Origin of the sequence: Microbacterium festucae (assembly GCF_025421715.1) — a bacterium.
Classification (GTDB): domain Bacteria; phylum Actinomycetota; class Actinomycetes; order Actinomycetales; family Microbacteriaceae; genus Microbacterium; species Microbacterium festucae.
This window is the reverse complement of sequence record NZ_JAOEFC010000001.1, coordinates 687,324-708,610: the sequence shown is the minus strand read 5'-3', so window position 1 is coordinate 708,610 and position 21,287 is coordinate 687,324. Positions and strand designations below refer to the sequence as shown.

Here is a 21,287-nt window from a genome sequence, read left to right as displayed (position 1 = left end):
GGGGGGCCGCGCCCCGCGCGGATTGGAGGAGTTCTGCATGCGCGTGTGGCGGGCCGCGGTCGCCGCGGGCCGCGGCATCCGCTGGTATTTCGGCGCACTGATGGGCGACGACGCGTATCGCACGTACGTCGCCCACCAGCAGCGCCACCACCCCGAGCGGGAGACCCCCACCGAGCGCCAGTTCTGGCGCGACCGGATGGACGACCAGGACCGCAACCCCGGTGCCCGCTGCTGCTGACCGGCGGCCCGGTCGTGCCTAGGCTGGGCGCATGACCGACGCCGTCGTCCTGGCCGCCGTCCTGGGCGTGGCCGGGGGCGTCGTGCTCACCGCGCTGCTGCTGCTCTCGCGGCGCCTGGCCCGCGGCTCGCGCGACCTCGGCAGCGATGCCGAGCAGGCGGCCTACCGGGCGCTGCACCAGGCGAGCCTGGCCGCCCCGCACCTGCACGCCGGACTGGCCGGTCCCGACGCCGCGCGGGCGCTGCACCACCTGCGCGAGCTGCTGGGCAGCACCGCCGTGGCCCTCGTCGTCGGGGCGGGGGAGACCGCCGAGGTGGTCGTCGAAGGTCCCGACGGCGACCTGCACGGGTCGGCGGCGCGCATCGCCGAGCGGGTGCGCAGCACCGGCCGCCGGCAGGTGTTCCCGCGGCGCGACGGCGACGACCCGCTCGAGGCGGTCGGCGCCCCCATCGTCGTGGGCGGCGAGATCGCCGGGGTGCTCGTCGCCTTCGCCGAACCGGTGCGGGCGCCGCTCGTGCGCGCCGCCGCCGAGGTGGCCGACTGGTGCGCGGCGCAGGTGGCACTCGGCGAGCTCGATGCCTCGCGCACGCAGCTGGCCGAGGCCGAGCTGCGGGCGCTGCGCGCCCAGATCTCGCCGCACTTCATCTACAACGCGCTCACCGCGGTCGCCTCGTTCATCCTCACCGACCCCCGGCGGGCGCGTGAGCTCGTGCTCGAGTTCGCCGACTTCACGCGCTACTCCTTCCGCCGGCAGGGCGAGTTCACGACAGTCGCCGAAGAGCTGCGCAGCATCCACTCCTACCTCGAGCTGGAGCGCGCCCGCTTCGGCGAGCGGCTCACGGTCGTGCTGCGCATCGCGCCCGAGACCCTGGCGACGGTCATCCCGTTCCTGTCGGTGCAGCCGCTGGTCGAGAACGCGGTGCGTCACGGCGTCGAGCCCGGCGACGGCGGCGGCACGATCCGCATCGAGGCGCGCGACGAGGTCACCCACACCGAGATCACCGTCGAAGACGACGGGGTCGGGATGGAGCCCGAGACCCTGCGGACGCTGCTCACCTCCCGCGACACCGGCGGCGCCCACGTGGGCCTGCGCAACGTCGACACCCGGCTGCGGCAGCTCTACGGCCCCGGCGGGGGACTGGTCGTGGAGACCAATGCGGCCGCCGGTACCCTGGTGCGCATGCGGATCCCGAAGTCGCAGCCGCAGCACGAGACCGCCGGTCCGCCGCCCGTCGCAGCCGATGAGCCCGGGGATGCGCGGTGACGGGCGGATGCCGCTGATCGATGTGCTCGTCGCCGACGACGAGCGGCCCGCCCTGGACGAGCTCGTCCACCTGCTGCGCGCCGACGAGCGCGTCGGGCGGGTGCACGCGGCCTCGTCGGGCGCCGACGCGCTGCGCGTGCTGAGCGCCCATCCGGTGGCGATCGCCTTCCTCGACATCCACATGCCGCGGGTGACCGGCCTCGACCTCGCCCGCACGCTGGGCGGACTTGTCACCCCGCCGGCGATCGTGTTTGTCACCGCCGACGACGCGCACGCCGTCGACGCCTTCGACCTGCGCGCCGCCGACTACCTGCTCAAGCCGGTGCGCGCCGAGCGCCTGCGCCGTGCGATCGACCGGGCCCTCGAGCTGTCGGGGGCCGCCGGTGACGAGGCCGCGGGCGACGAGGTGCTGCCGGTGACCGTCGGAGCGTCGGTGCGCTTCGTGCGCCGCGCCGACGTGCGCTGGGTGCAGGCCCAGGGCGACTACTCGCGGCTGCACACCGACGACGGGGTCGGGCATCTCGTGCGCGTGCCGATCTCCGAGCTCGAGCAGCGCTGGGCGGATGCCGGGTGGGTGCGCGTGCACCGCTCGTACCTGGTCGACACGGCCGCGGTCACCGAGGTGCGGCTCAGCGGCGCCGAGCCGGCCGTGTCGGTGGGGGCGGTGTCGCTGCCGGTCAGCCGCCGGCTGGTGCCCGCCGTGCGCGAGGCGCTTCTGCCCGGCGAGCAGCGGGGCGCGCGGTGACCGACGACGGTCCGGCGGGTGCCGGGCCCGGGGGTGCGGCGGGCGGTGCGGGTGCCGGGGCCGGCGCGACGCCGCCGCGGCGGGTGCGGGTCACCTCCGACGCCGCGCCGGTGCGGATGCCGTCGGCCACGCGCGGCATCGCCCTGCCGGGTGCGGCGTCGGACGACGCGGATGCCGTCTACGCCCGCGCGCTGCGCCGCAGCCAGCTGCGGCTGGCGCTGGGCACCGTGCTCGGCTTCGTCGTCGTGGTGATCGCGGTGTCGCTCGGCATCGCGCTGGTGCCCGAACTCGACCGCATCGTGTGGGCCGGCATCCCGCTGTCATGGCTGCTGCACGCGTTCGCGTACTACCCCGTGATCGTCGTGTTCGCCCTGCTCTACGCGCGCACGGCGGCGCGCAACGAGCGGCGGTACCGGGCGCTGCGGGATGCCGGATGAACGCGGTGCTCGACCTGGTCGCCGTCGCGCTCGTCGCCACGGCGACCGTGCTGATCGGCGTCTACGGGTTGCGGGTCTCGCGCACCACGGGTGACTTCTTCGTCGCCTCGCGCACCGTGCGGCCGGTGTGGAACGCGTCGGCCATCAGCGGCGAGTACCTGTCGGCGGGCACGTTCCTGGGGCTGTCGGGGCTCATCCTGCTGGAGGGCGCCCGCGGATTCTGGTTCCCGATCGGCTACGCCGCCGGGTACCTGCTGGTGCTGCTGTTCGTCGCGGCGCCGTTGCGGCGCAGCGGCGCCTACACGATCCCCGACTTCGTCGAGGCGCGGCTCGAATCGCGCGCGGCCCGCCGGGTGACCAGCGCCCTCGTGCTCGTGATCGGCTGGATGTACATCGTGCCGCAGCTGCACGGCGCCGGGATCACCCTCGTGGTGGTGGCCGGGCTGCCGCCGTGGGTGGGCGCGGTGGCCGTCGCGGTGCTCGTGGGCGCGGTGGTCGCCGCCGGCGGGATGCGCGCCATCACCTTCGTGCAGGCCTTCCAGTACTGGCTCAAGCTCACCGCGCTGCTCGTGCCGGTCGTGCTCATCGCCTTCGCCGCGGCGGGAGGCCCGCGCGACATCGACCCCGCCCTGCTCTTCCCCGCCGAGGCGGGACCGGCCGGCATCGACGCCTACGGGTCGGCATCCCTGCTGCTGGCCCTGCTGCTCGGGACGATGGGGCTCCCGCACGTGCTGGTGCGCTTCTACACGAGCCCCACGGGGGTCGCCGCCCGCCGCACCACGGTGATCGTGATCGCGATGGTGAGCGTCTTCTACGCCGTCTCCACCGGGATGGGACTGCTCGCCCGGCAGCTCGCGCCCGACCTCGCGGCGCCGGGAGTCGCCGACACCGTGGCCCTCGTGCTGCCGTCGCGGGTCTTCCCGGGGCTTCCCGGCGAACTGCTCACGGCGCTGATCGTGGCCGGGGCCTTCGCCGCGTTCCTGGCGACGTCGTCGGGCCTCGTCGTCTCGCTGGCGGGGGTCGTGAGCCAAGACGTGTTCTCGGGGAGCGTGCGGTCGTTCCGGCTGTCGGCGCTGCTGTGCACCGCGGTGCCCCTGGTGGTCGCGCTGCTCACGGTGCCGGCGGGACTGGTCGCCAGCGTCGGGGCGGTGTTCGTGCTGGCCGCCTCGAGCCTGTCGCCGATCGTGCTGCTGGGCATCTGGTGGCGCGGGCTGACCGCCCGCGGCGCGATCGCCGGGATGGTCACCGGCGCGGCATCCTGCGCCCTCGCCCTGATCGTGCACGTCGCCGTCGACGGGGTGGGGGTCGCGGCGCCGCTGCTGGCCCAGCCCGCGGCCTGGACGATCCCGCTGGCCACAGCCGTCACCGTCGCCGTCTCGCTGCTCGACCGCCGTGGCGCCCCGCTCCGCGTCGACCGCTACCTCGGCCGCCTCCACACCCCCGACCACCCCTGACCCGCGGGCACGCGGCTCGCCCCGCCCGCGGCCGCTCCCCGCCCCGCCCCCCACCATCCCCGGGTGGCGCGGCCGTGCGGCGGGGGCGAGGATGGGCGCATGCGTCGACGCGTCCTCACCCTCGCCGCCGCGGTGGTCGCGGGCGCGCTCGCGCTGGCGGGCTGTGCGGCTTCCGCGCCCACGCCGACGGCATCCACCCCGGCAGTCAACCCCACGCCGACGCCCACGCCGACCCCGACCCCCGACCCGATCGACGCGCTGTCGCTCGAGCAGCAGGTCGGGCAGCTGTTCATGGTCGGCACGACCGCCGACGGTGCGGATGCCGCGGCGATGGCGGCGGTGACCGATCGGCACGTGGGCAACATCTTCCTGCGCGGGCGCTCGCAGGCGACCCCCGCGGCGGTGGCCGCGGTCGTGCAGCAGTTCACGTCGCTGGTGGGACCGGCGACCATGGCGGGCACCCGCATGTGGGTCGCCACCGATCAGGAGGGCGGTGAGGTGCAGGTGCTGCAGGGACCGGGGTTCTCGCAGATCCCGTACGGCATCCGTCAGGCCGACCTCCCCGACGACCAGCTGCGCGCCGCGGCCGGCACGTGGGGGAGCGAGCTGGCCGCCGCCGGGGTGGACATGAATCTCGCGCCCGTCGCCGACATCGTCACCAGCGCCGACGTCCGCTTCGACAACCCGCCCATCGGCGCCTTCGGCCGGCAGTACGGCTACGACGCCGCCACCGTCGGGGCCAAGGCGGGCGCGTTCGCCGCCGGCATGCGCGATGCCGGGGTGATGCCGACGTTCAAGCACTTCCCGGGCCTCGGCCACGTGACCGCCAACACCGACACGACCGCGAACGTCGTCGACACGACCGTGGTGCGCGGCGGCCCCGACATCACCGTCTACACGGGGCTGACCTCGGCGGGGCCGTCGGTCGTGATGGTCAGCTCCGCCACCTACCAGAACCTCGACCCGGCCGCGCCGGCGATGTTCTCGCCGGTCGTCGTCGGCGACATCCTGCGGGGCGATGTGGGCTTCGACGGGGTCGTCATGACCGACGACATCTCGGGTGCCGTCGCCGTGCGCGCGGTGCCCCCCGCCGACCGGGCGGTGCGCGCGATCGACGCGGGCGTCGACCTGCTGCTGCTGTCGGCCGATGCCTCTCCGCTGCCGGCCATGTACGACGCGGTGCTGGCCCGCGCGCAGCAGGATGCCGGCTTCGCCCAGAAGGTCGAGGCGGCCGCGGCGCGCATCCTCGCGGCGAAGTCCGCCCACCCGTGACCGGCGGCCGCGCCGGGTGGGGCAGACTCGAGGGGTGACCCCCGCGCCGCTGCTGATGGAGGGCATCCCCGCGGATGCCACGGCGGATGCCGTCTACGAGGGCTTCGTCGAGTGGGCCGGTGCCCGCGGGCTCACCCTCTACCCGTCGCAGGACGAGGCCGTCATCGAGCTCGTCTCCGGCGCGAACGTGATCCTCGCCACCCCCACCGGCACGGGCAAGTCGCTCGTGGCCGTCGCCGCCCACGCGGCGTGCCTGGCCGCCGGCGGGCGCTCCTACTACACCGCCCCCATCAAAGCCCTGGTGAGCGAGAAGTTCTTCGCCCTGGTCGAGATCTTCGGGGCCGAGAACGTGGGCATGGTCACCGGCGACTCGTCGGTCAACCCCGACGCGCCGATCGTCTGCTGCACGGCCGAGATCCTCGCCAACCTCGCCCTCCGCCAGGGGGCCGCGGCCGACGTCGACCAGGTCGTCATGGACGAGTTCCATTACTACGGAGACCCCGAACGCGGCTGGGCCTGGCAGGTGCCGCTGCTGACGCTCACCGGTGCGCAGTTCCTTCTCATGTCGGCCACTCTGGGCGATGTCTCCGACATCGCCACCGACCTCGAGCGCCGCACCGGGCGCCCCGTGGCCGAGGTCACCGGCCTCACCCGCCCCGTTCCGCTCACGTTCTCCTACGAGCGCCGACCGGTGCACGAGGTGCTCACGATGCTGCTCGACGAGGGGGAGGCGCCGGTCTACATCGTGCACTTCGCGCAGGCCGCCGCCCTCGAGCGCGCGCAGGCACTGGCATCCGTGCAGATCACCTCGCGTGCCCAGCGGGATGCCATCGCCGAGGCGATCGGCGGGTTCCGCTTCACGACGGGGTTCGGCAAGACGCTCTCGCGCCTCGTGCGCGCCGGCATCGGCGTGCACCACGCCGGCATGCTGCCCCGCTATCGCCGGCTGGTCGAGACCCTCGCCCAGCGCGGGCTGCTGCGGGTCATCTGCGGCACCGACACGCTCGGCGTCGGCATCAACGTGCCCATCCGCACGGTCGTGATCACCGCCCTGTCGAAGTTCGACGGCACCCGGATGCGACAGCTCAGCGCGCGGGAGTTCCACCAGGTGTCGGGCCGCGCCGGCCGCGCCGGATACGACACCCACGGCAACGTCGTGGTGATGGCGCCCGAGTGGGAGATCGAGAACGCCGTCGCCCTTGCCAAGGCGGGCGACGACCCCGCCAAGCGCAAGAAGATCGTGCGCAAGAAGGCGCCCACCGGCGTGGTCAACTGGGCGGAGGGGTCGTACGAGCGGCTGATCGCCGCCCCGCCCGAGCCGCTCACCCCCCACCTGCAGCTGACGGCCGCGATGCTCATCAACGTGATCGGGCGCGGCGGCGACGTGTTCGGCAACGTGCGCTCGCTCGTGTTCGACAACCACGAGCCGCGGGCGCGGCGGTACGCCCTGGCGCGGCGGGCGCTGGCGATCTTCCGCACGCTGCGCGATGCCGGCATCGTCGAGGTGCCCGGCGCCGACGAGTCGGGCCCGGCCATCCGGCTCACCGTCGACCTGCAGCCCCACTTCGCCCTCAACCAGCCGCTGTCGCCGTTCGCGCTCGCCGCCATCGAGCTGCTCTCGCCCGACGACGCCGAGACCGGCACCGGCCACCACGCGCTCGATGTCGTCAGCGTCATCGAGTCGACGCTCGACGACCCGCGCGCGATCCTCTCGCAGCAGGAGTACAAGGCCCGCGGCGAGGCGGTCGCGGAGATGAAGCGCGAGGGCATCGAGTACGACGAGCGCATGGCGCTGCTCGAAGAGGTCACCTACCCGAAGCCGCTGCAAGAGCTGCTCGCCCAGGCGTTCGAGGTGTTCGCGTCGAGCCAGCCGTGGGTGCGCGACTTCGCCCTGTCGCCCAAGGCGGTGGTGCGCGACATGTACGAGCGGGCGATGTCGTTCGGCGAGTACGTGTCGTTCTACCAGCTGGCCCGCAGCGAGGGCCTCGTGCTGCGCTACCTCTCCGACGCCTACCGGGCGATCCGCCAGACGGTGCCGGATGCCGCCACCACCGAGGAGCTCGACGACATCGTCGAGTGGCTGGGCGAGCTCGTGCGGCAGGTCGATTCGAGCCTCGTCGACGAGTGGCAGGCCCTCATCGACCCGCAGGGCGACCCCGACGCCCCGGTGGTGCCGCCCGCGCCCCCGTCGGTGACCGTCAACCGTCGCGCGTTCACCGTGCTGGTGCGCAACGAGATGTTCCGCCGCGTGCAGCTGGCGGCCCTGCAAGACGACGACGCGCTCGCCGCCCTCGACCCCGACGTGGACTGGTCGACGGTGCTCGACGACTACTACGACGAGCACGACCAGATCCGCACCGGCGGGGCGGCGCGCTCGCCGCGACTGTGCGTGATCGACGAGTCGGATGCCGCCGCCGGCAGGTGGCGCGTCGAGCAGACGATCGACGACCCGGCCGGCGACCACGACTGGCGCATCCGCGCGGAGGTCGACCTCACGGCATCCGCCGAGGAGGGCAGCGCCGTCGTGCGGGTGGTCGAGGTCGTGCGGCTGTAACCCTCGCGCGCGCGGCGCCGCCACGGCAGACTGTGCGGATGGCGACACACCTCGCGTTCCTTCGGGCGGTCAATCTCGGAGCGAAGCGGGTGTTCCCCAAAGACGACATCCGTCGGGTGGTCGAGGACCTCGGGTTCGAAGACGTCGAGACCCACATCAACACCGGCAACGTGCGGCTGACCACGCGGATGCGCTCGCGCGCCCGCATCGAGGCCGCCCTCGAGCAGGCCTTCGCCCGCGACCGCGGGTTCGAGGTGCCGACGATCGCCTTCTCGCAGCGGGAGTTCGCCGACGTCGCCGCCGACGCCCTCGCCCTCACCCGCCCCGGACTGGCCCGCCACTACGTCTACCTGATGAAGGACGAGCTCACGGCCGAGCAGGTGCGCGCCGTCGAGGACACCGCGAGCGCGAAGGGCGAGATGATCGTGCGCGGGCGCGCGGCCCACGCCCTGCTCGCCCCCGGATACCAGGACGGCGAGGTCGATCCGCTCCGCGCCGCCAAGATGCTCGGCGTCGCGACCAGCCGCACCCTCACCGTCGTCACGACCCTCGCCGCGAAGTGGTGCTGAGCGGGTTCCGCGAAACTCCTCCACACCGAGGGCGATGAGGCCTGAATCGGCTGTTTCGGGGCCCGCGCGGCGCGGATCGGAGGAGTTTCGCGGCGCGCGGCGCGCCGAGCCGCCCCGGCGGCGACGCTCTCGGGCGGCACGGGGCCGTGCGGGTGGGCCGGCCGCGGGGCGGGCGGGTCGGCCGCGGGGCGGGGTTCGCGGGCGGGGTATCGCGGGCGGGGCCTCGCGAAACTCCTCCATTCCGACGCCCACGGCGCCGGATCCGGCTGATTCGGGGCCCGCGCGGCCGAGAGTGGAGGAGTTTCGCGGCGCACCGACCTCCCGCGCGGGACGCGCCCGCGCCCGCTCGCGCGCAACAGCGCCGGCGCACCGCCGCCTCACCAGAGCGGATCCGCGCGTCGGAGTGCACAGGAGGGCTCCGCGCGGCGGCCGGTGTCGGCGGGCGCGGTTAGCCTGGTCGGGTGAGCGGCTGGAATGACGACCCCTATGCCGACGTCCCCTGGGACGTCGACGAGCTGACGCCGCCCGACGACCACGACGCGCCCCCGCCGCCGGATCCCGCCTTCGACGGCTACGGCGCCGCCGTCGCCCGCGCCACCCGCGACCGGCCCGCCGCCGCGACCACCAGCACCCGCGCAGGCACCAGCACCCGAACCGGCACCGCCACCCGCACCACCGGCGCCCCGCCGCGCACGGCGCCGGCCGTCACGGCATCCGCCCCCGACCTGCCGCCGCGCCGCGATCACACCGGGGCAGACCCCCGCGCGGTGCTGAAGGAGGTCTTCGGGTACGACGACTTCCGCGGCGACCAGGCCGACATCGTCGCCCAGGTGATCGGCGGCGGGGATGCCGTCGTGCTCATGCCCACCGGCGGCGGCAAGTCGATCACCTACCAGGTGCCCGCGCTCGTGCGCCCGGGAACCGGACTCGTCGTGAGCCCCCTCATCGCGCTCATGCACGATCAGGTCGATGCGCTGCTGGCCAACGGCGTGCGCGCCGCCTACCTCAACTCGACGCAGACCCCCGCCGAGCGGGCCGGGGTCGAGCAGGCGCTGCTGGCCGGCGAGCTCGACCTGCTCTACGTCGCGCCCGAGCGGCTGAGCGTCGCCGCCACCAACGCGCTGCTGCAGCGGGCGCCGCTCAGCGTGATCGCGATCGACGAGGCCCACTGCGTGAGCCAGTGGGGCCACGACTTCCGCCCTGACTACCTCGCCCTCGGCGACCTCGACGAGCGCTTCCCGGGCGTTCCGCGCATGGCGCTCACCGCGACGGCCACGCGCGCGACGCACAAAGAGCTCACCGAGCGCCTGCGGCTGTCGTCGGCGAAGCATTTCGTGGCCAGCTTCGACCGCCCGAACATCCAGTACCGCATCGAGCCGAAGGTCGACCCGCGCCGCCAGCTGGTGCAGTTCATCCGCTCCACCGGCGAGGGCGCGACCGGCATCGTCTACGCGCTCAGCCGCAAATCGGTGGAGCAGACCGCCGAGTATCTGCGCACCCAGGGACTCGACGCGCTGCCCTATCACGCGGGTCTGGATGCCGGCATCCGCGCGCGCAACCAGTCGCGGTTCCTGCGCGAAGACGGCGTCGTCATGGTCGCCACGATCGCGTTCGGGATGGGCATCGACAAGCCCGACGTGCGCTTCGTCGCGCACATCGACCTGCCGAAGTCGGTCGAGGGCTACTACCAGGAGACCGGGCGTGCGGGCCGCGACGGCGAGCCGGCCGTCGCCTGGATGGCCTACGGCCTCGGCGACGTCGTGCAGCAGCGCCGGCTCATCGACCAGTCGCCCGGCGACCGCGCCTACAAGATGCGGCTCGGGCAGCACCTCGACGCCATGTTGGCGCTGTGCGAGACCATCGGATGCCGTCGGCAGAACCTGCTCGGCTACTTCGGGCAGAACTCCGACCCGTGCGGCAACTGCGACACGTGCCTCACCGCCCCCGAGACCTACGACGGCCTCGTGCCGGCGCAGAAGCTCCTCTCCACGATCGTGCGCCTGCAGCGCGAACGCGGCCAGGCGTTCGGCGCCGGCCATCTCGTCGACATCCTGCGCGGGGCATCGACCGAACGCATCCGCCAGCAGGGCCACGACAAGCTCGCCACCTACGGGCTGGGCTCCGACCTGTCGGAGCAGGACTGGCGCTCCGTCATCCGCCAGCTGCTCGCGCGGGGGATCATCGTCGCGCAGGGTGAGTACGGGGTGCTCGCCATCGGCGACGAGGGCGCCGCCGTGCTGCGCGGTGAGACGGCCGTGCCGCTGCGCCGTGATGTGCTCGGCCGCACCGGCGGCGGCACGCGGGTGCGCAAGGCGGCCGCGGCCGACACTCTGCCCGAGGGTGACCGCGACCTGTTCGAGGCGCTGCGCACCTGGCGCGCGGGCGCCGCGAAGGAGCAGGGCGTGCCGGCCTACATCGTCTTCGGCGACGCCACCCTGCGGGCCCTCGCCGAGCACCGGCCGCGTTCGCTGTCCGACCTCGAGGGCATCACCGGCATCGGCGCCAAGAAGCGCGAGGCCTACGGCGAGGCCGTGCTCGAGGTCGTCGCCGGCGCCTGAGCCCCGCCGCGCGACAGCGCCCGCCGCCCGACCCGCGCCCCCTGCTCCGGCAGCCGCCCGCCGACCCCCACCCCCGTCTGAGCCCCGCCGCGCGACAGCGCCGCAGCCCCCGACCCACCCCCGTCAGGGGAGGATGTCGGCGAGGTGTGCGGTGAGGTGTTCGGCGACGTCGACGGCGTCGGAGTCGTAGAGCCATTGGTACTGCAGCCCGTCCCACAGGGCGACGAGCCAGATCGCCTCGAACTCGGGGTCGCGGTCGGCGGCCAGGGCGCCGTCGAGCTGTGCGGCGCGGAAGACCCCGGCGAACTCGTCGATCGTGCGTTCGTAGCGCTGCCGGAAGTAGTCGTGCGCGGGGTGATCGGCGGGGATCGCCTCGCAGGTGAGTACGGCGTAGACCTCGATGAGGCCGGGGGCGACCGCCGCATTGGCCGCCGCGCCCGACGGCAGCTCGCGCAGCAGCCCGGCGGCCGTGACCGCCGTGACCGGCACGGTGTCGGCGATGCGGGCGTCGCGCTCGACGAGCACGGCCGCCAGCAGCTCCTCCTTGCTCGGATAGTGGTGCAGCAGCGTCGACTTCGACACGCCCACCGCCGCGGCGATCTCGCGCAGGCTCGTGTCGGTGTAGCCGTCGCGCGCGAACAGGGCCATCGCATCCTCGAGGATGCGGGCCCGACGCTCGCGTCCCACCCGGTAGCCGCCGGCATCCTCATCGCGCCCGGCGACGAGTGCCGTGCGCACGTCTGGGAGGGGGGCGGGGGCGGATGCGGTGGCGCGCGGCGCGGGGCGGCGGCCCGCGGGCTCTCGCAGTCGCTGCTCGTGACGGGCGAGCGCGTCGGGAACCCGTACGCGTTCGGGCAGGTAGAGCGAGATGACCTGCAGGCCGTCCCAGGCGGCGGCCATACGGACCGACTCGCCGAGCGGGTCGCGCCCGGCGGCGACGGCGCCCGCGGCGATGTACTCGGCCATCGCGGCCGACGACTGCGCGCGCAGCCGCGCATAGCGGGCGGCCATCGGCGCGTGCGCGGGGTGGCCGTGCGCGCACGCCTCGCCGCTGAGGGCGGCGAACAGCTCCAGGTAGCCGGGCACGCGCTGGTTGCGCTCGGCGACCATCCTGAACGGCAGATCGGTGCTCGAACCCGACGGCAGGGTCGAGGCGAGCACCGCTTCGTTCTCGGCCTCGAACGACGAGACGACGGCGGCGAGCAGGGCGTCCTTCGAGGAGAAGTGCTTGAGCAGGCCCGGGTGGCTGATCTCGGCCTCCGCGGCGATGTCGCGCAGCGACGTGGCGCGGTAGCCGCGTTCGACGAACAGGGTCTGCGCGGCGGCGAGGATGCGCGCGCGCGTCTGCGCGACGCGCGCACTGCGCGTCGGCTCGGCGCGTGTGGCTGTGGTCACGGCATCCTCCCGTCGGCGCCAGTCTACGAGCACCTCTTACCGACCGGTCGGCTTTGAGTTACCAAGTGGTCTGTTTTGATGTACAGTCATGCTCCAGCGGCGATGTCGCCGTCTCTCACGATGATGTGAAAGGAAACCCGATGACCGATCTGTCTCCCGCCGCGAGCGCCGCCGCCGTCGGCACCACCGGCGTGAAGCTGCCCGGCACCACGCCCGCCAAGACCCCCCGCGGGTACACGCCCGGCCTGGCCGCGGTGAACTTCGGCGTGTACCTCGCGCTGCTGACCCCGGTGCTGGTCTCGATGGCCTTCAAGGTGCAGCACATCTCCGCCACCACCGAAGAGGCCACCGCCAACCTGGGCCTCATCCTCGGCGTCGGCGCACTGTTCGCCCTCATCGCCAACCCGCTGGCCGGGCGTCTGTCCGACCGCACGACATCGCGCTGGGGCATGCGCCGCCCGTGGATCCTCGGCGGCGCCCTCGTCGGCCTCGGCGGCTTCGCCCTCATCGGCGCCGCGACCTCGGTGTGGGTCGTGCTCGCGGCCTGGTGCCTCGTGCAGGCGGCCATGAACGCCGTGCTCGCCGCCGCCAACGCCACCCTCCCCGACCAGGTGCCCGCCCTCAGCCGCGGCAAGGTCTCGGGCATCATCGGTCTCACCACGCCGCTGGGCATCCTGGGCGGCAACTTCCTCGTCAACTTCCTCTCCGACGACTTCGCCCGCTTCGTCGTGCCCGCCGCGATCGCCACCGTGCTCGCCGTGCTGTTCGTGCTGGTGCTCAAAGACCGCCGCCTCACGGCCAAGCCCGCCCAGCGCTTCACGGTCGGCCAGTTCTTCGGCTCGTTCGTCTTCAACCCGGTCAAGCACCCCGACTTCGGCTGGACCTGGCTGACGAAGTTCCTCGTCATGTTCGGCTACGCCGGCATCGCCACGTTCCTGCCGTTCTACCTGACCGAGAAGTTCGGCCTCGACGAGCAGGGGGCGATCGGCATCATCCTCATCGCGAACCTCGCCTCGATGGCGGCGATGGCCGTCTCGGGCCCGATCGGCGGCATCCTCTCCGACAAGATCGGCAAGCGCCGCCCGTTCGTGGCGATCGCCGGGGTCATCATGGTGATCGGGCTGGTGATCCTCGCCTTCGCGCCCGACATCACGACGCTGATCATCGCGCAGGCCATCATCGGCCTCGGCGCCGGATCGTTCCTGTCGGTCGACCTCGCCCTGGCCACGCAGGTGCTGCCCAACCCCGACGACACCGCGAAGGACCTCGGCGTGCTCAACATCGCCAACGCCCTGCCGCAGTCGATCGCCCCGGCCATCGCCCCCGGCATCATCGCCCTCGGCGCCACCACCGCCCTCGGCGGCTACACGGTCTACTACCTGTTCGGCGCGGTCGTCGCCCTCGCCGGCGCTGTGCTGGTCTACCGCATCAAGGGAGTGAAGTGATGACGGATGCCACGATCGCCACGGCCACCCGTCCCTGGCTCGACCCCGACCTGCCCGTCGACGAGCGCGTCACGCTGCTGCTGGCCGAGATGACGCTCGAAGAGAAGGCCGGGCTCTTCTTCCAGACGATGATCGCGATGGGGCCGGACGGCGAGCTCTCCGACGGCGACCCGGTCTTCGGGCTGCCCTCGACCGACGAGTACGTCAACGCGCGTCACATGACCCACTTCAACCTGCTGGGCGTCGCGCCGACGGCCGGCGCCATCGCGCGCTGGCACAACCGCCTGCAGCAGCTCGCGGCGGCCACCCGTCTCGGCATCCCGGTGACCGTCTCGACCGACCCGCGCCACTCGTTCACCGACAACCCCGGCGCCGCGATGCTCTCGGGGCCGTTCTCGCAGTGGCCCGACGCGCTCGGTCTCGCCGCGACGCGCGACGAGGAGCTGGTGCGCCGTTTCGGCGACATCGCGCGACACGAGTACACCGCCGTCGGCATCCGGGTCGCCCTGCATCCGCAGGTCGACCTCGCCACCGAGCCCCGCTGGGCGCGGCAGCTGCAGACCTTCGGCGAGGACGCCGAGCTGTCGGGGCGCCTGGGCGCCGCCTACGTGCGCGGTTTCCAGGGCGATCGGCTGGGCGCCGGCTCGGTCGCGACGATGGTCAAGCACTTCCCCGGCGGCGGTCCCCAGCGTGACGGCGAAGACCCCCATTTCGCCTACGGCCGCGAGCAGGTCTACCCGGGCGACGCGTTCGAGCTGCATTTGCAGCCGTTCGCCGACGCGTTCGCCGCGGGCGCCAGCCAGGTGATGCCGTACTACGGGATGCCGGTGGGCACGGCCTACGAAGAGGTCGGCTTCGGGTTCAACAAGTCGGTGCTCACCGGGCTGCTGCGGGAGCGCTTCGCCTTCGACGGCATCGTCTGCACGGACTGGGGCCTGATCACCGACAGCGAGATCATGGGCACGCCCTTCCCGGCGCGGGCATGGGGCGTCGAGCACCTCACGCCGGCGGAGCGCATGGCGAAGATCCTCGACGCCGGCGCCGACCAGTTCGGCGGCGAGAAGTGCACCGAGCTGCTGCTGCAGCTGGTGGCCGACGGCATCGTCACCGAAGCGCGCCTCGACGTGTCGGCGCGGCGCCTGCTGCGCGAGAAGTTCGTGCTCGGCCTGTTCGAGAACCCCTACGTCGACGCCGATGCGGCCGACCGGATCGTGGGCTCGGATGCCTTCCGTGCCGCCGGCGACGCCGCCCAGCGCGCCGCCATCACGGTGCTGCAGACGACGGATGCCGTTCCCTTCGCGCCCGGCCTGCGACTCTACGTCGAAGGCGTCGACCCCGCCGTGGCCGCCGGATACGGCGAGGTCGTAGACGACCCGGCGGACGCCGACCTCGCGGTGCTGCGTCTGCAGGCACCCTACGAGCAGCGCGGCTCGATGTTCGAGAACTTCTTCCACGCGGGCTCGCTGGAGTTCCCGGGCGACGTCGTCGACCACGTGCGCGAGGTCGCCGCGGCGGTGCCGACCGTCGTCGACGTGTTCCTCGACCGCCCGGCCATCCTCGGCCCGCTGGTGGAGGCGGGCGTCGCCCTCACCGCAAACTGGGGCGCGAGCCCGGCGGCCCTGCTCGACGTGCTCAGCGGCGCCGCCCGCGCCGAGGGGCGGCTGCCGTTCGACATCCCCCGCTCCATGGCCGCCGTCGAGGCATCCCGCCCCGATGTGCCGTTCGACACGGCCGATCCGCAGTTCCGGTTCGGTCACCGCGTCGAGCTCTGAGCGGCGCCGGGCGTCGGGCGCGCACATCCCGCCCGGCGCCCCGCACCCTCCTCAAGGGCCCGCGCCCCGTCGGCCACCGCAGCCGCCGGTGACACTGAGTCCCGTCGATCGTGGGTTTCGGTTTCGCACAACCGCGCCGACACCCGTGCCGGGCACGGTTTGTCGACGGCATCCAACCGGCTTTGCACGCGTATGTGCAGGATCTAGCGTCGGAGAGAACCCATCGTTGCTTCGACCGCCGAGAGGTGCGCCATGACCGACGCCGCCGTCCGTCCCACCACGCCCGCCACGAGCACGCGTACGCCCGCCGGAGGTGCGCCCACCGCGGCGCACACCGCCGAAGAGGCCCACGAGCCGCGCATCGATGTCGCGGCCGTCACCGATCTGCTGCTGGGCACCTGGGCCGACACCCGCCGCAGCGCCCGCGAGATGATCAAGGACCCCGCGTTCTGGCGCATCGAGGGCCAGCCGATGGCCGAGCACCGCGAGCGCGTGCTCACCCAGCTGCAGCTGCTCGTCGAGAACGACGGCTCGCGCCGGGCGTTCCCCAAGAAGTACGGCGGGCTCGAAGACAACGGCGCCAACCTCGCCGGCTTCATGGAGCTCGTGCTGGCCGACCCGAGCCTGCAGATCAAGTCGGGCGTGCAGTGGGGCCTGTTCGGCTCGGCGATCTACCAGCTCGGCACCGAGAAGCACCACGACGCGTGGCTGCGAGACGTCATCGACCTCGCCCTGCCCGGGGCGTTCGCCATGACCGAGACCGGGCACGGCTCGGATGTCGCGGCCATCGGCACGACCGCCACCTACGACCCCGACACCGAAGAGTTCGTCATCCACACGCCGTTCCGCGGCGCCTGGAAGGACTACCTCGGCAACGCGGCCCTGCACGGCAAGGCCGCCACGGTGTTCGCCCACCTCATCACCGGCGGCGTCGACTACGGGGTGCACTGCTTCTTCGTGCCGCTGCGCGACGACGCGGGCGCGTTCCTGCCCGGCATCGGCGGCGAGGACGACGGCGTGAAGGGCGGCCTCAACGGCATCGACAACGGCCGGCTGCACTTCGACCAGGTGCGCGTGCCGCGCTTCAACCTGCTCAACCGCTACGGCGACGTCGCCGCCGACGGCACCTACTCGAGCGACATCGCCAGCCCCGGTCGGCGCTTCTTCACGATGCTGGGCGCGCTCGTGCAGGGCCGCGTGTCGCTCGACGGCGCGGCGACCACCGGCACCGCCCTGGCCGAGTACATCGCGATCACCTACGCCAACCAGCGTCGCCAGTTCGACTCGGGGTCGGGCACCGACGAGGTCGTGCTGCTCGACTACGGCAAGCACCAGCGCCGCCTGCTGCCGCGCCTCGCCCAGACCTACGCGCAGTTCTTCGCCAACGACGAGCTGCTGCGCACGTTCGACGGCGTCTTCTCGGGCCGCACCGACACCCCCACCGAGCGCGAGAACCTCGAGACCCTCGCCGCCGCGCTCAAGCCGCTGTCGACCTGGAACGCGCTCGAGACGATCCAGGAGTGCCGCGAGGCCTGCGGCGGATCGGGCTTCCTCGCCGAGAACCGCCTGGTGGGCCTGCGGCAGGACCTCGATGTCTACGTCACGTTCGAGGGCGACAACAACGTGCTGCTGCAGCTGGTCGGCAAGCGGCTGCTCGCCGACTACGCCCGGCAGTTCCGCGGTGCGGATGCCGCCAAGCTCGCGCGCTTCGCCGTGAGCGAGACCGCCGGCAAGCTCTTCCACGGCGCCGGCCTGCGCCAGTTCGGCCAGGCGGTCACCGACCTCGGCTCCACGGCCCGCTCCGTCGAGCTGGGTCTGCGCGCCGACCAGCAGCACGAGCTGCTGGCCGACCGCGTGCAGCGGATGATCGGCGACCTGGCCGCGGCGCTGCGCCCGTCGGCCAAGCTCTCGCAGGACGAGGCGGCGCTGCTGTTCAACGCCCACCAGGCCGAGCTCATCGAAGCGGCCCGCGCCCACGGCGAGCTGCTGCAGTGGGAGGCGTTCACCGACGGCCTCGAGAAGGTCACGGACGACGGCACCCGCCAGGTGCTCACCTGGCTGCGCGACCTCTTCGGCATGTACCTCATCGAGAAGCACCTCGCCTGGTACCTCGTCAACGGGCGGCTCTCCACGCAGCGCGCGGCCTCGGTCTCGCGCTACATCGACCGGCTCTGCGCGCGGCTGCGTCCGCACGCGCAGGACCTCGTGGATGCCTTCGGCTTCGAGCCCGAGCACGTGCGCGCGCCCATCGCCTCGGGCGCCGAGCGCGACCGGCAGGACGAGGCCCGTGCGCACTACGCCGACCTCGCCGCCTCGGGGCAGGCGCCGGCCACCGAGAAGTCGCTCAAGAAGGACAAGTAGTCGTCGGATGCCGGTGGGGGAGCGCCCCTCCGGCATCCGCGACGCGGTGGGCCGGTGTCGGATGCCGGGGCTAGCCTGAGCCGGTGACCGACACCCTCATCGGACCCGACGGACGCGCCCGCTGCGCCTGGGTGGGAGACGACGCCGAGTACCGCCGCTACCACGACGAGGAGTGGGGGCGCCCGCTCCACGGCGACCGCGCACTGTTCGAGAAGATGAGCCTCGAGGGGTTCCAGGCGGGGCTCAGCTGGATCACGATCCTGCGCAAGCGCCCGCGGTTCCGCGAGGTGTTCGCCGGGTTCGAGCCCGAGGCGGTCGCGGCCTTCTCCGACGACGACGTCGAGCGGCTGATGAAGGATGCCGGCATCATCCGCAACCGCGCCAAGATCCTGGCCACCATCGGCAACGCGCGGCTGGTGCTCGGCATGGCGCCGGGCGAGCTCGACGCGTTCATGTGGTCGTTCGCCCCGGCATCCCACGCCCGTCCGTCGTCGTTCGCCGAGGTGCCGGCGACCACCGCCGACTCCGACGCCCTGTCGAAGGCGCTGCGCGCGGCCGGCTTCCGCTTCGTGGGGTCGACGACGATGTACGCGCTGATGCAGTCGTCGGGCATGGTCGACGACCACGTCGCCGGGTGCCACCGTGCCGGCTGAGGGGCCGGCCGCCATCGCGGACGGGATCTGTCCGCGGCGTCGGCGAGACTGTAGCGTCGCCCTGCACCCGCACGCCCCGAGGAGGAGCACATGGCCGACCACATCGCCGACTCTCACGAGGTCATCCGCGTCGTCGGAGCCCGCGAGAACAACCTCAAGAACGTCGACCTCGAGGTGCCCAAGCGACGCCTCACGGTGTTCACCGGGGTGAGCGGGTCGGGCAAGTCGTCGCTGGTGTTCGCGACGATCGCCAATGAATCGCAGCGTCTCATCAACGAGACCTACCCGACGTTCGTGCAGCAGTTCATGGGGCAGCTGAGCCGCCCCGAGGTCGACGCGCTCGAGAACATGAGCCCCGCGATCATCGTCGACCAGGAGCGCATGGGCGCCAACGCCCGCTCCACCGTCGGCACCGCCACCGACGTGCACGCGATGCTGCGCCTGCTGTTCAGCCGCATTGGCCAGCCCCACGTCGGGTCGCCGCAGGCGTTCTCGTTCAACGTGCCCTCGGCATCCGGGGCGGGCGCGATCACCGTGAAGGGCAAGAAGGAGCGGCGCTCGTTCGAGATCACGGGCGGCATGTGCCCGCGCTGCGAGGGGCTCGGCGAGACGAGCGACATCGACGTCGACGAGGTCGTCGACCGGTCGCTGTCGCTGTCGCAGGGTGCGATCAAGGTGCCGGGATACAACGCCGACGGGTGGATGGTGAAGGGGTTCAGCGAGTCGGGCTTCGTCGATGCCGACAAGCCGGTGGGCGAGTACTCCGAGACCGAGCTGCACGACTTCCTCTACAAAGAGCAGACCAAGGTCAAGATCTCGGGCATCAACATGACCTATGAGGGGCTCATCCCGAAGATCACCAAGTCGATGCTGCAGAAGGACCGCGAGGCCCTGCAGCCGCACGTGCGCGCTTTCGTCGAGCGGGCCGTCAAGTTCCTGCCGTGCCCCGCCTGCGGCGGCACCCGCCTCAATGACGGCGCGCGCTCGTCGAAGATCGACGGCGTCAGCATCGCGGATGCCGCGGCGATGCAGGTCTCCGACCTCGCCGCCTGGCTGGTCACGGTCGACGACCCGCAGGTGGCGCCGCTGATGTCGACCCTGCGCCACACGGTGCAGTCGTTCATCGACATCGGCCTGGGCTACCTCTCGCTCGACCGCGCGTCGGGCACCCTGTCCGGCGGCGAGGCGCAGCGGTTGAAGATGATCCGCCACCTGGGGTCGAGCCTCACCGATATCACCTACGTGTTCGACGAGCCCACCGCGGGACTGCATCCGCACGACATCGAGCGCATGAACCGGCTGCTCACCCAGCTGCGCGACAAGGGCAACACGGTGCTCGTCGTCGAGCACAAGCCCGAGGTCATCGAGATCGCCGACCACGTCGTCGACCTCGGTCCGGGGGCCGGCCGTGCCGGCGGCGAGGTGCAGTTCACCGGCGACGTCGCGGGCCTGCGCGCCTCCGACACCCTCACCGGGCGCCACCTCGACCACCGGGCGCAGCTGAAGCAGACCGCGCGCACCCGCACCGGCTCGCTCGAGATCCGCGGCGCGACCCAGCACAACCTCACCGGCGTCGACGTCGACATCCCCCTCGGCATCCTCACTGTCGTCACCGGTGTCGCCGGGTCGGGCAAGTCGTCGCTCATCCACGGCAACGTGCCCGCGTTCGACGACGTCGTCGTCGTCGACCAGGCGCCCATCAAGGGATCGCGCCGGTCGAGCCCCGCCACCTACACCGGCATCCTCGATGCCGTGCGCGCGGCCTTCGCCAAGGAGAACGGCGTGAAGCCGGGGCTGTTCAGCGCCAACTCGGAGGGCGCCTGCCCCGCGTGCAAGGGGCTCGGCGTCATCATCACGAACCTCGGCTTCACCCAGAGCGTCGAGACGCGCTGCGAACTGTGCGAGGGCAGCGGCTTCAGCGACGAGGTGCTCGAGTACACCCTGCGCGGACGCAACATCGCCGAGGTGCTGGCGATGTCGGCCGACGAGGCGGCGGCGTTCTTCCCGACCGGTCCCGCCCACACCACGCTCGCGCGCATGGTCGACGTCGGACTCGGCTACATCACCCTCGGACAGGCCCTCAACACCCTGTCGGGCGGTGAGCGGCAGCGCCTGAAGCTGGCGATCTCGATGGCCAAGAAGGGCGCGATCTACGTGCTCGACGAGCCCACCACCGGACTCCACCTCGCCGACGTCGACAACCTGCTCGCGCTCCTGGACCGCCTCGTCGAGGCCGGCAACTCCGTCATCGTCATCGAGCACCACCAGGCCGTCATGGCCCACGCCGACTGGATCATCGACCTCGGACCGGGCGCCGGCCGCGACGGCGGACGCATCGTCTTCGAAGGCACCCCCGCCGACCTCGTCGCCCAGGCCGACACCCTCACCGCCCAGCACCTCGCCGGCTACGTCGGCGCGCGCTGAGGCTGGGGCGGGGGCCGTCGGGGGCGGTTGGGCGGGGTGGTTGGGCGGTTGGGCGGGTCCCGCGAGAGGTGGGTGCGGTGGGCTGGGCCCGCGGATTGTGTGACGCGCTGTCGGGGCTGGTCCCGGAGATGGTGGGTGCGGCGGGC

Annotated in this window: 15 protein-coding genes; 14 read left to right on the top strand and 1 reads right to left on the bottom strand. The window is 72.8% G+C overall.

Going from position 1 to position 21,287, the window contains the following annotated elements:
- Positions 1–37: 37 nt before the first annotated feature.
- The 9 genes from N3K63_RS03095 (at position 38) to recQ (ending at position 11,091) form a co-directional block, all read left to right on the top strand.
- On the top strand, positions 38–238 hold the full coding sequence (locus N3K63_RS03095; RefSeq protein WP_261578518.1) for a YbdD/YjiX family protein: 201 nt from the start codon (positions 38–40) through the stop codon (positions 236–238).
- Between the two features lie 31 nt (positions 239–269).
- A complete protein-coding gene (locus N3K63_RS03090) occupies positions 270–1,502 on the top strand; it encodes a sensor histidine kinase (protein WP_261578517.1) in 1,233 nt (410 codons plus the stop codon).
- Complete coding sequence (locus tag N3K63_RS03085; RefSeq protein ID WP_261578516.1) at positions 1,492–2,247, top strand: LytR/AlgR family response regulator transcription factor; 756 nt, start codon at positions 1,492–1,494, stop codon at positions 2,245–2,247. Before N3K63_RS03090 ends, N3K63_RS03085 begins: the two co-directional genes overlap by 11 nt.
- On the top strand, positions 2,244–2,684 hold the full coding sequence (locus tag N3K63_RS03080; RefSeq protein ID WP_261578515.1) for a heavy metal transporter: 441 nt from the start codon (positions 2,244–2,246) through the stop codon (positions 2,682–2,684). Before N3K63_RS03085 ends, N3K63_RS03080 begins: the two co-directional genes overlap by 4 nt.
- On the top strand, positions 2,681–4,138 hold the full coding sequence (locus N3K63_RS03075) for a sodium/solute symporter (RefSeq protein WP_261578514.1): 1,458 nt from the start codon (positions 2,681–2,683) through the stop codon (positions 4,136–4,138). Before N3K63_RS03080 ends, N3K63_RS03075 begins: the two co-directional genes overlap by 4 nt.
- A gap of 99 nt (positions 4,139–4,237) precedes the next feature.
- The gene (locus N3K63_RS03070; RefSeq protein WP_261578513.1) at positions 4,238–5,410 is read left to right on the top strand and encodes a glycoside hydrolase family 3 N-terminal domain-containing protein; all 1,173 of its coding nucleotides are present in this window, start codon (positions 4,238–4,240) and stop codon (positions 5,408–5,410) included.
- A 55-nt stretch (positions 5,411–5,465) separates the two neighbouring features.
- A complete protein-coding gene (locus N3K63_RS03065) occupies positions 5,466–7,964 on the top strand; it encodes a DEAD/DEAH box helicase (protein WP_261579175.1) in 2,499 nt (832 codons plus the stop codon).
- 38 nt (positions 7,965–8,002) lie between these two features.
- A complete protein-coding gene (locus N3K63_RS03060) occupies positions 8,003–8,533 on the top strand; it encodes a DUF1697 domain-containing protein (RefSeq protein ID WP_261578511.1) in 531 nt (176 codons plus the stop codon).
- 461 nt (positions 8,534–8,994) lie between these two features.
- Entirely contained in the window at positions 8,995–11,091 is a 2,097-nt protein-coding gene (recQ, locus tag N3K63_RS03055) for a DNA helicase RecQ (protein ID WP_261578510.1), read from the top strand.
- Positions 11,092–11,214: 123 nt separating this feature from the next.
- On the opposite strand, the gene N3K63_RS03050 is transcribed toward recQ, so the two are convergent.
- Positions 11,215–12,486 (bottom strand): TetR/AcrR family transcriptional regulator, encoded by a 1,272-nt coding sequence (locus N3K63_RS03050; RefSeq protein ID WP_261578509.1) that lies wholly within the window; start codon positions 12,484–12,486, stop codon positions 11,215–11,217.
- 140 nt (positions 12,487–12,626) lie between these two features.
- Here N3K63_RS03050 and N3K63_RS03045 point away from each other — a divergent pair, with 140 nt between their 5' ends.
- The 5 genes from N3K63_RS03045 (at position 12,627) to N3K63_RS03025 (ending at position 21,141) form a co-directional block, all read left to right on the top strand.
- Positions 12,627–13,931 carry an MFS transporter gene (locus tag N3K63_RS03045; RefSeq protein ID WP_261578508.1) on the top strand — a complete coding sequence of 435 codons (1,305 nt, stop codon included), beginning with the start codon at positions 12,627–12,629 and terminating at the stop codon, positions 13,929–13,931.
- Positions 13,931–15,703, top strand: coding sequence for a glycoside hydrolase family 3 protein (locus tag N3K63_RS03040; protein WP_261578507.1), 1,773 nt, complete (start codon positions 13,931–13,933; stop codon positions 15,701–15,703). Before N3K63_RS03045 ends, N3K63_RS03040 begins: the two co-directional genes overlap by 1 nt.
- Before the next feature lie 252 nt (positions 15,704–15,955).
- A complete protein-coding gene (locus N3K63_RS03035) occupies positions 15,956–18,064 on the top strand; it encodes an acyl-CoA dehydrogenase family protein (RefSeq protein WP_261578506.1) in 2,109 nt (702 codons plus the stop codon).
- Between the two features lie 83 nt (positions 18,065–18,147).
- On the top strand, positions 18,148–18,717 hold the full coding sequence (locus N3K63_RS03030) for a DNA-3-methyladenine glycosylase I (protein ID WP_315943079.1): 570 nt from the start codon (positions 18,148–18,150) through the stop codon (positions 18,715–18,717).
- A 90-nt stretch (positions 18,718–18,807) separates the two neighbouring features.
- On the top strand, positions 18,808–21,141 hold the full coding sequence (locus N3K63_RS03025; protein WP_261578505.1) for an excinuclease ABC subunit UvrA: 2,334 nt from the start codon (positions 18,808–18,810) through the stop codon (positions 21,139–21,141).
- Positions 21,142–21,287 lie beyond the last annotated feature (146 nt).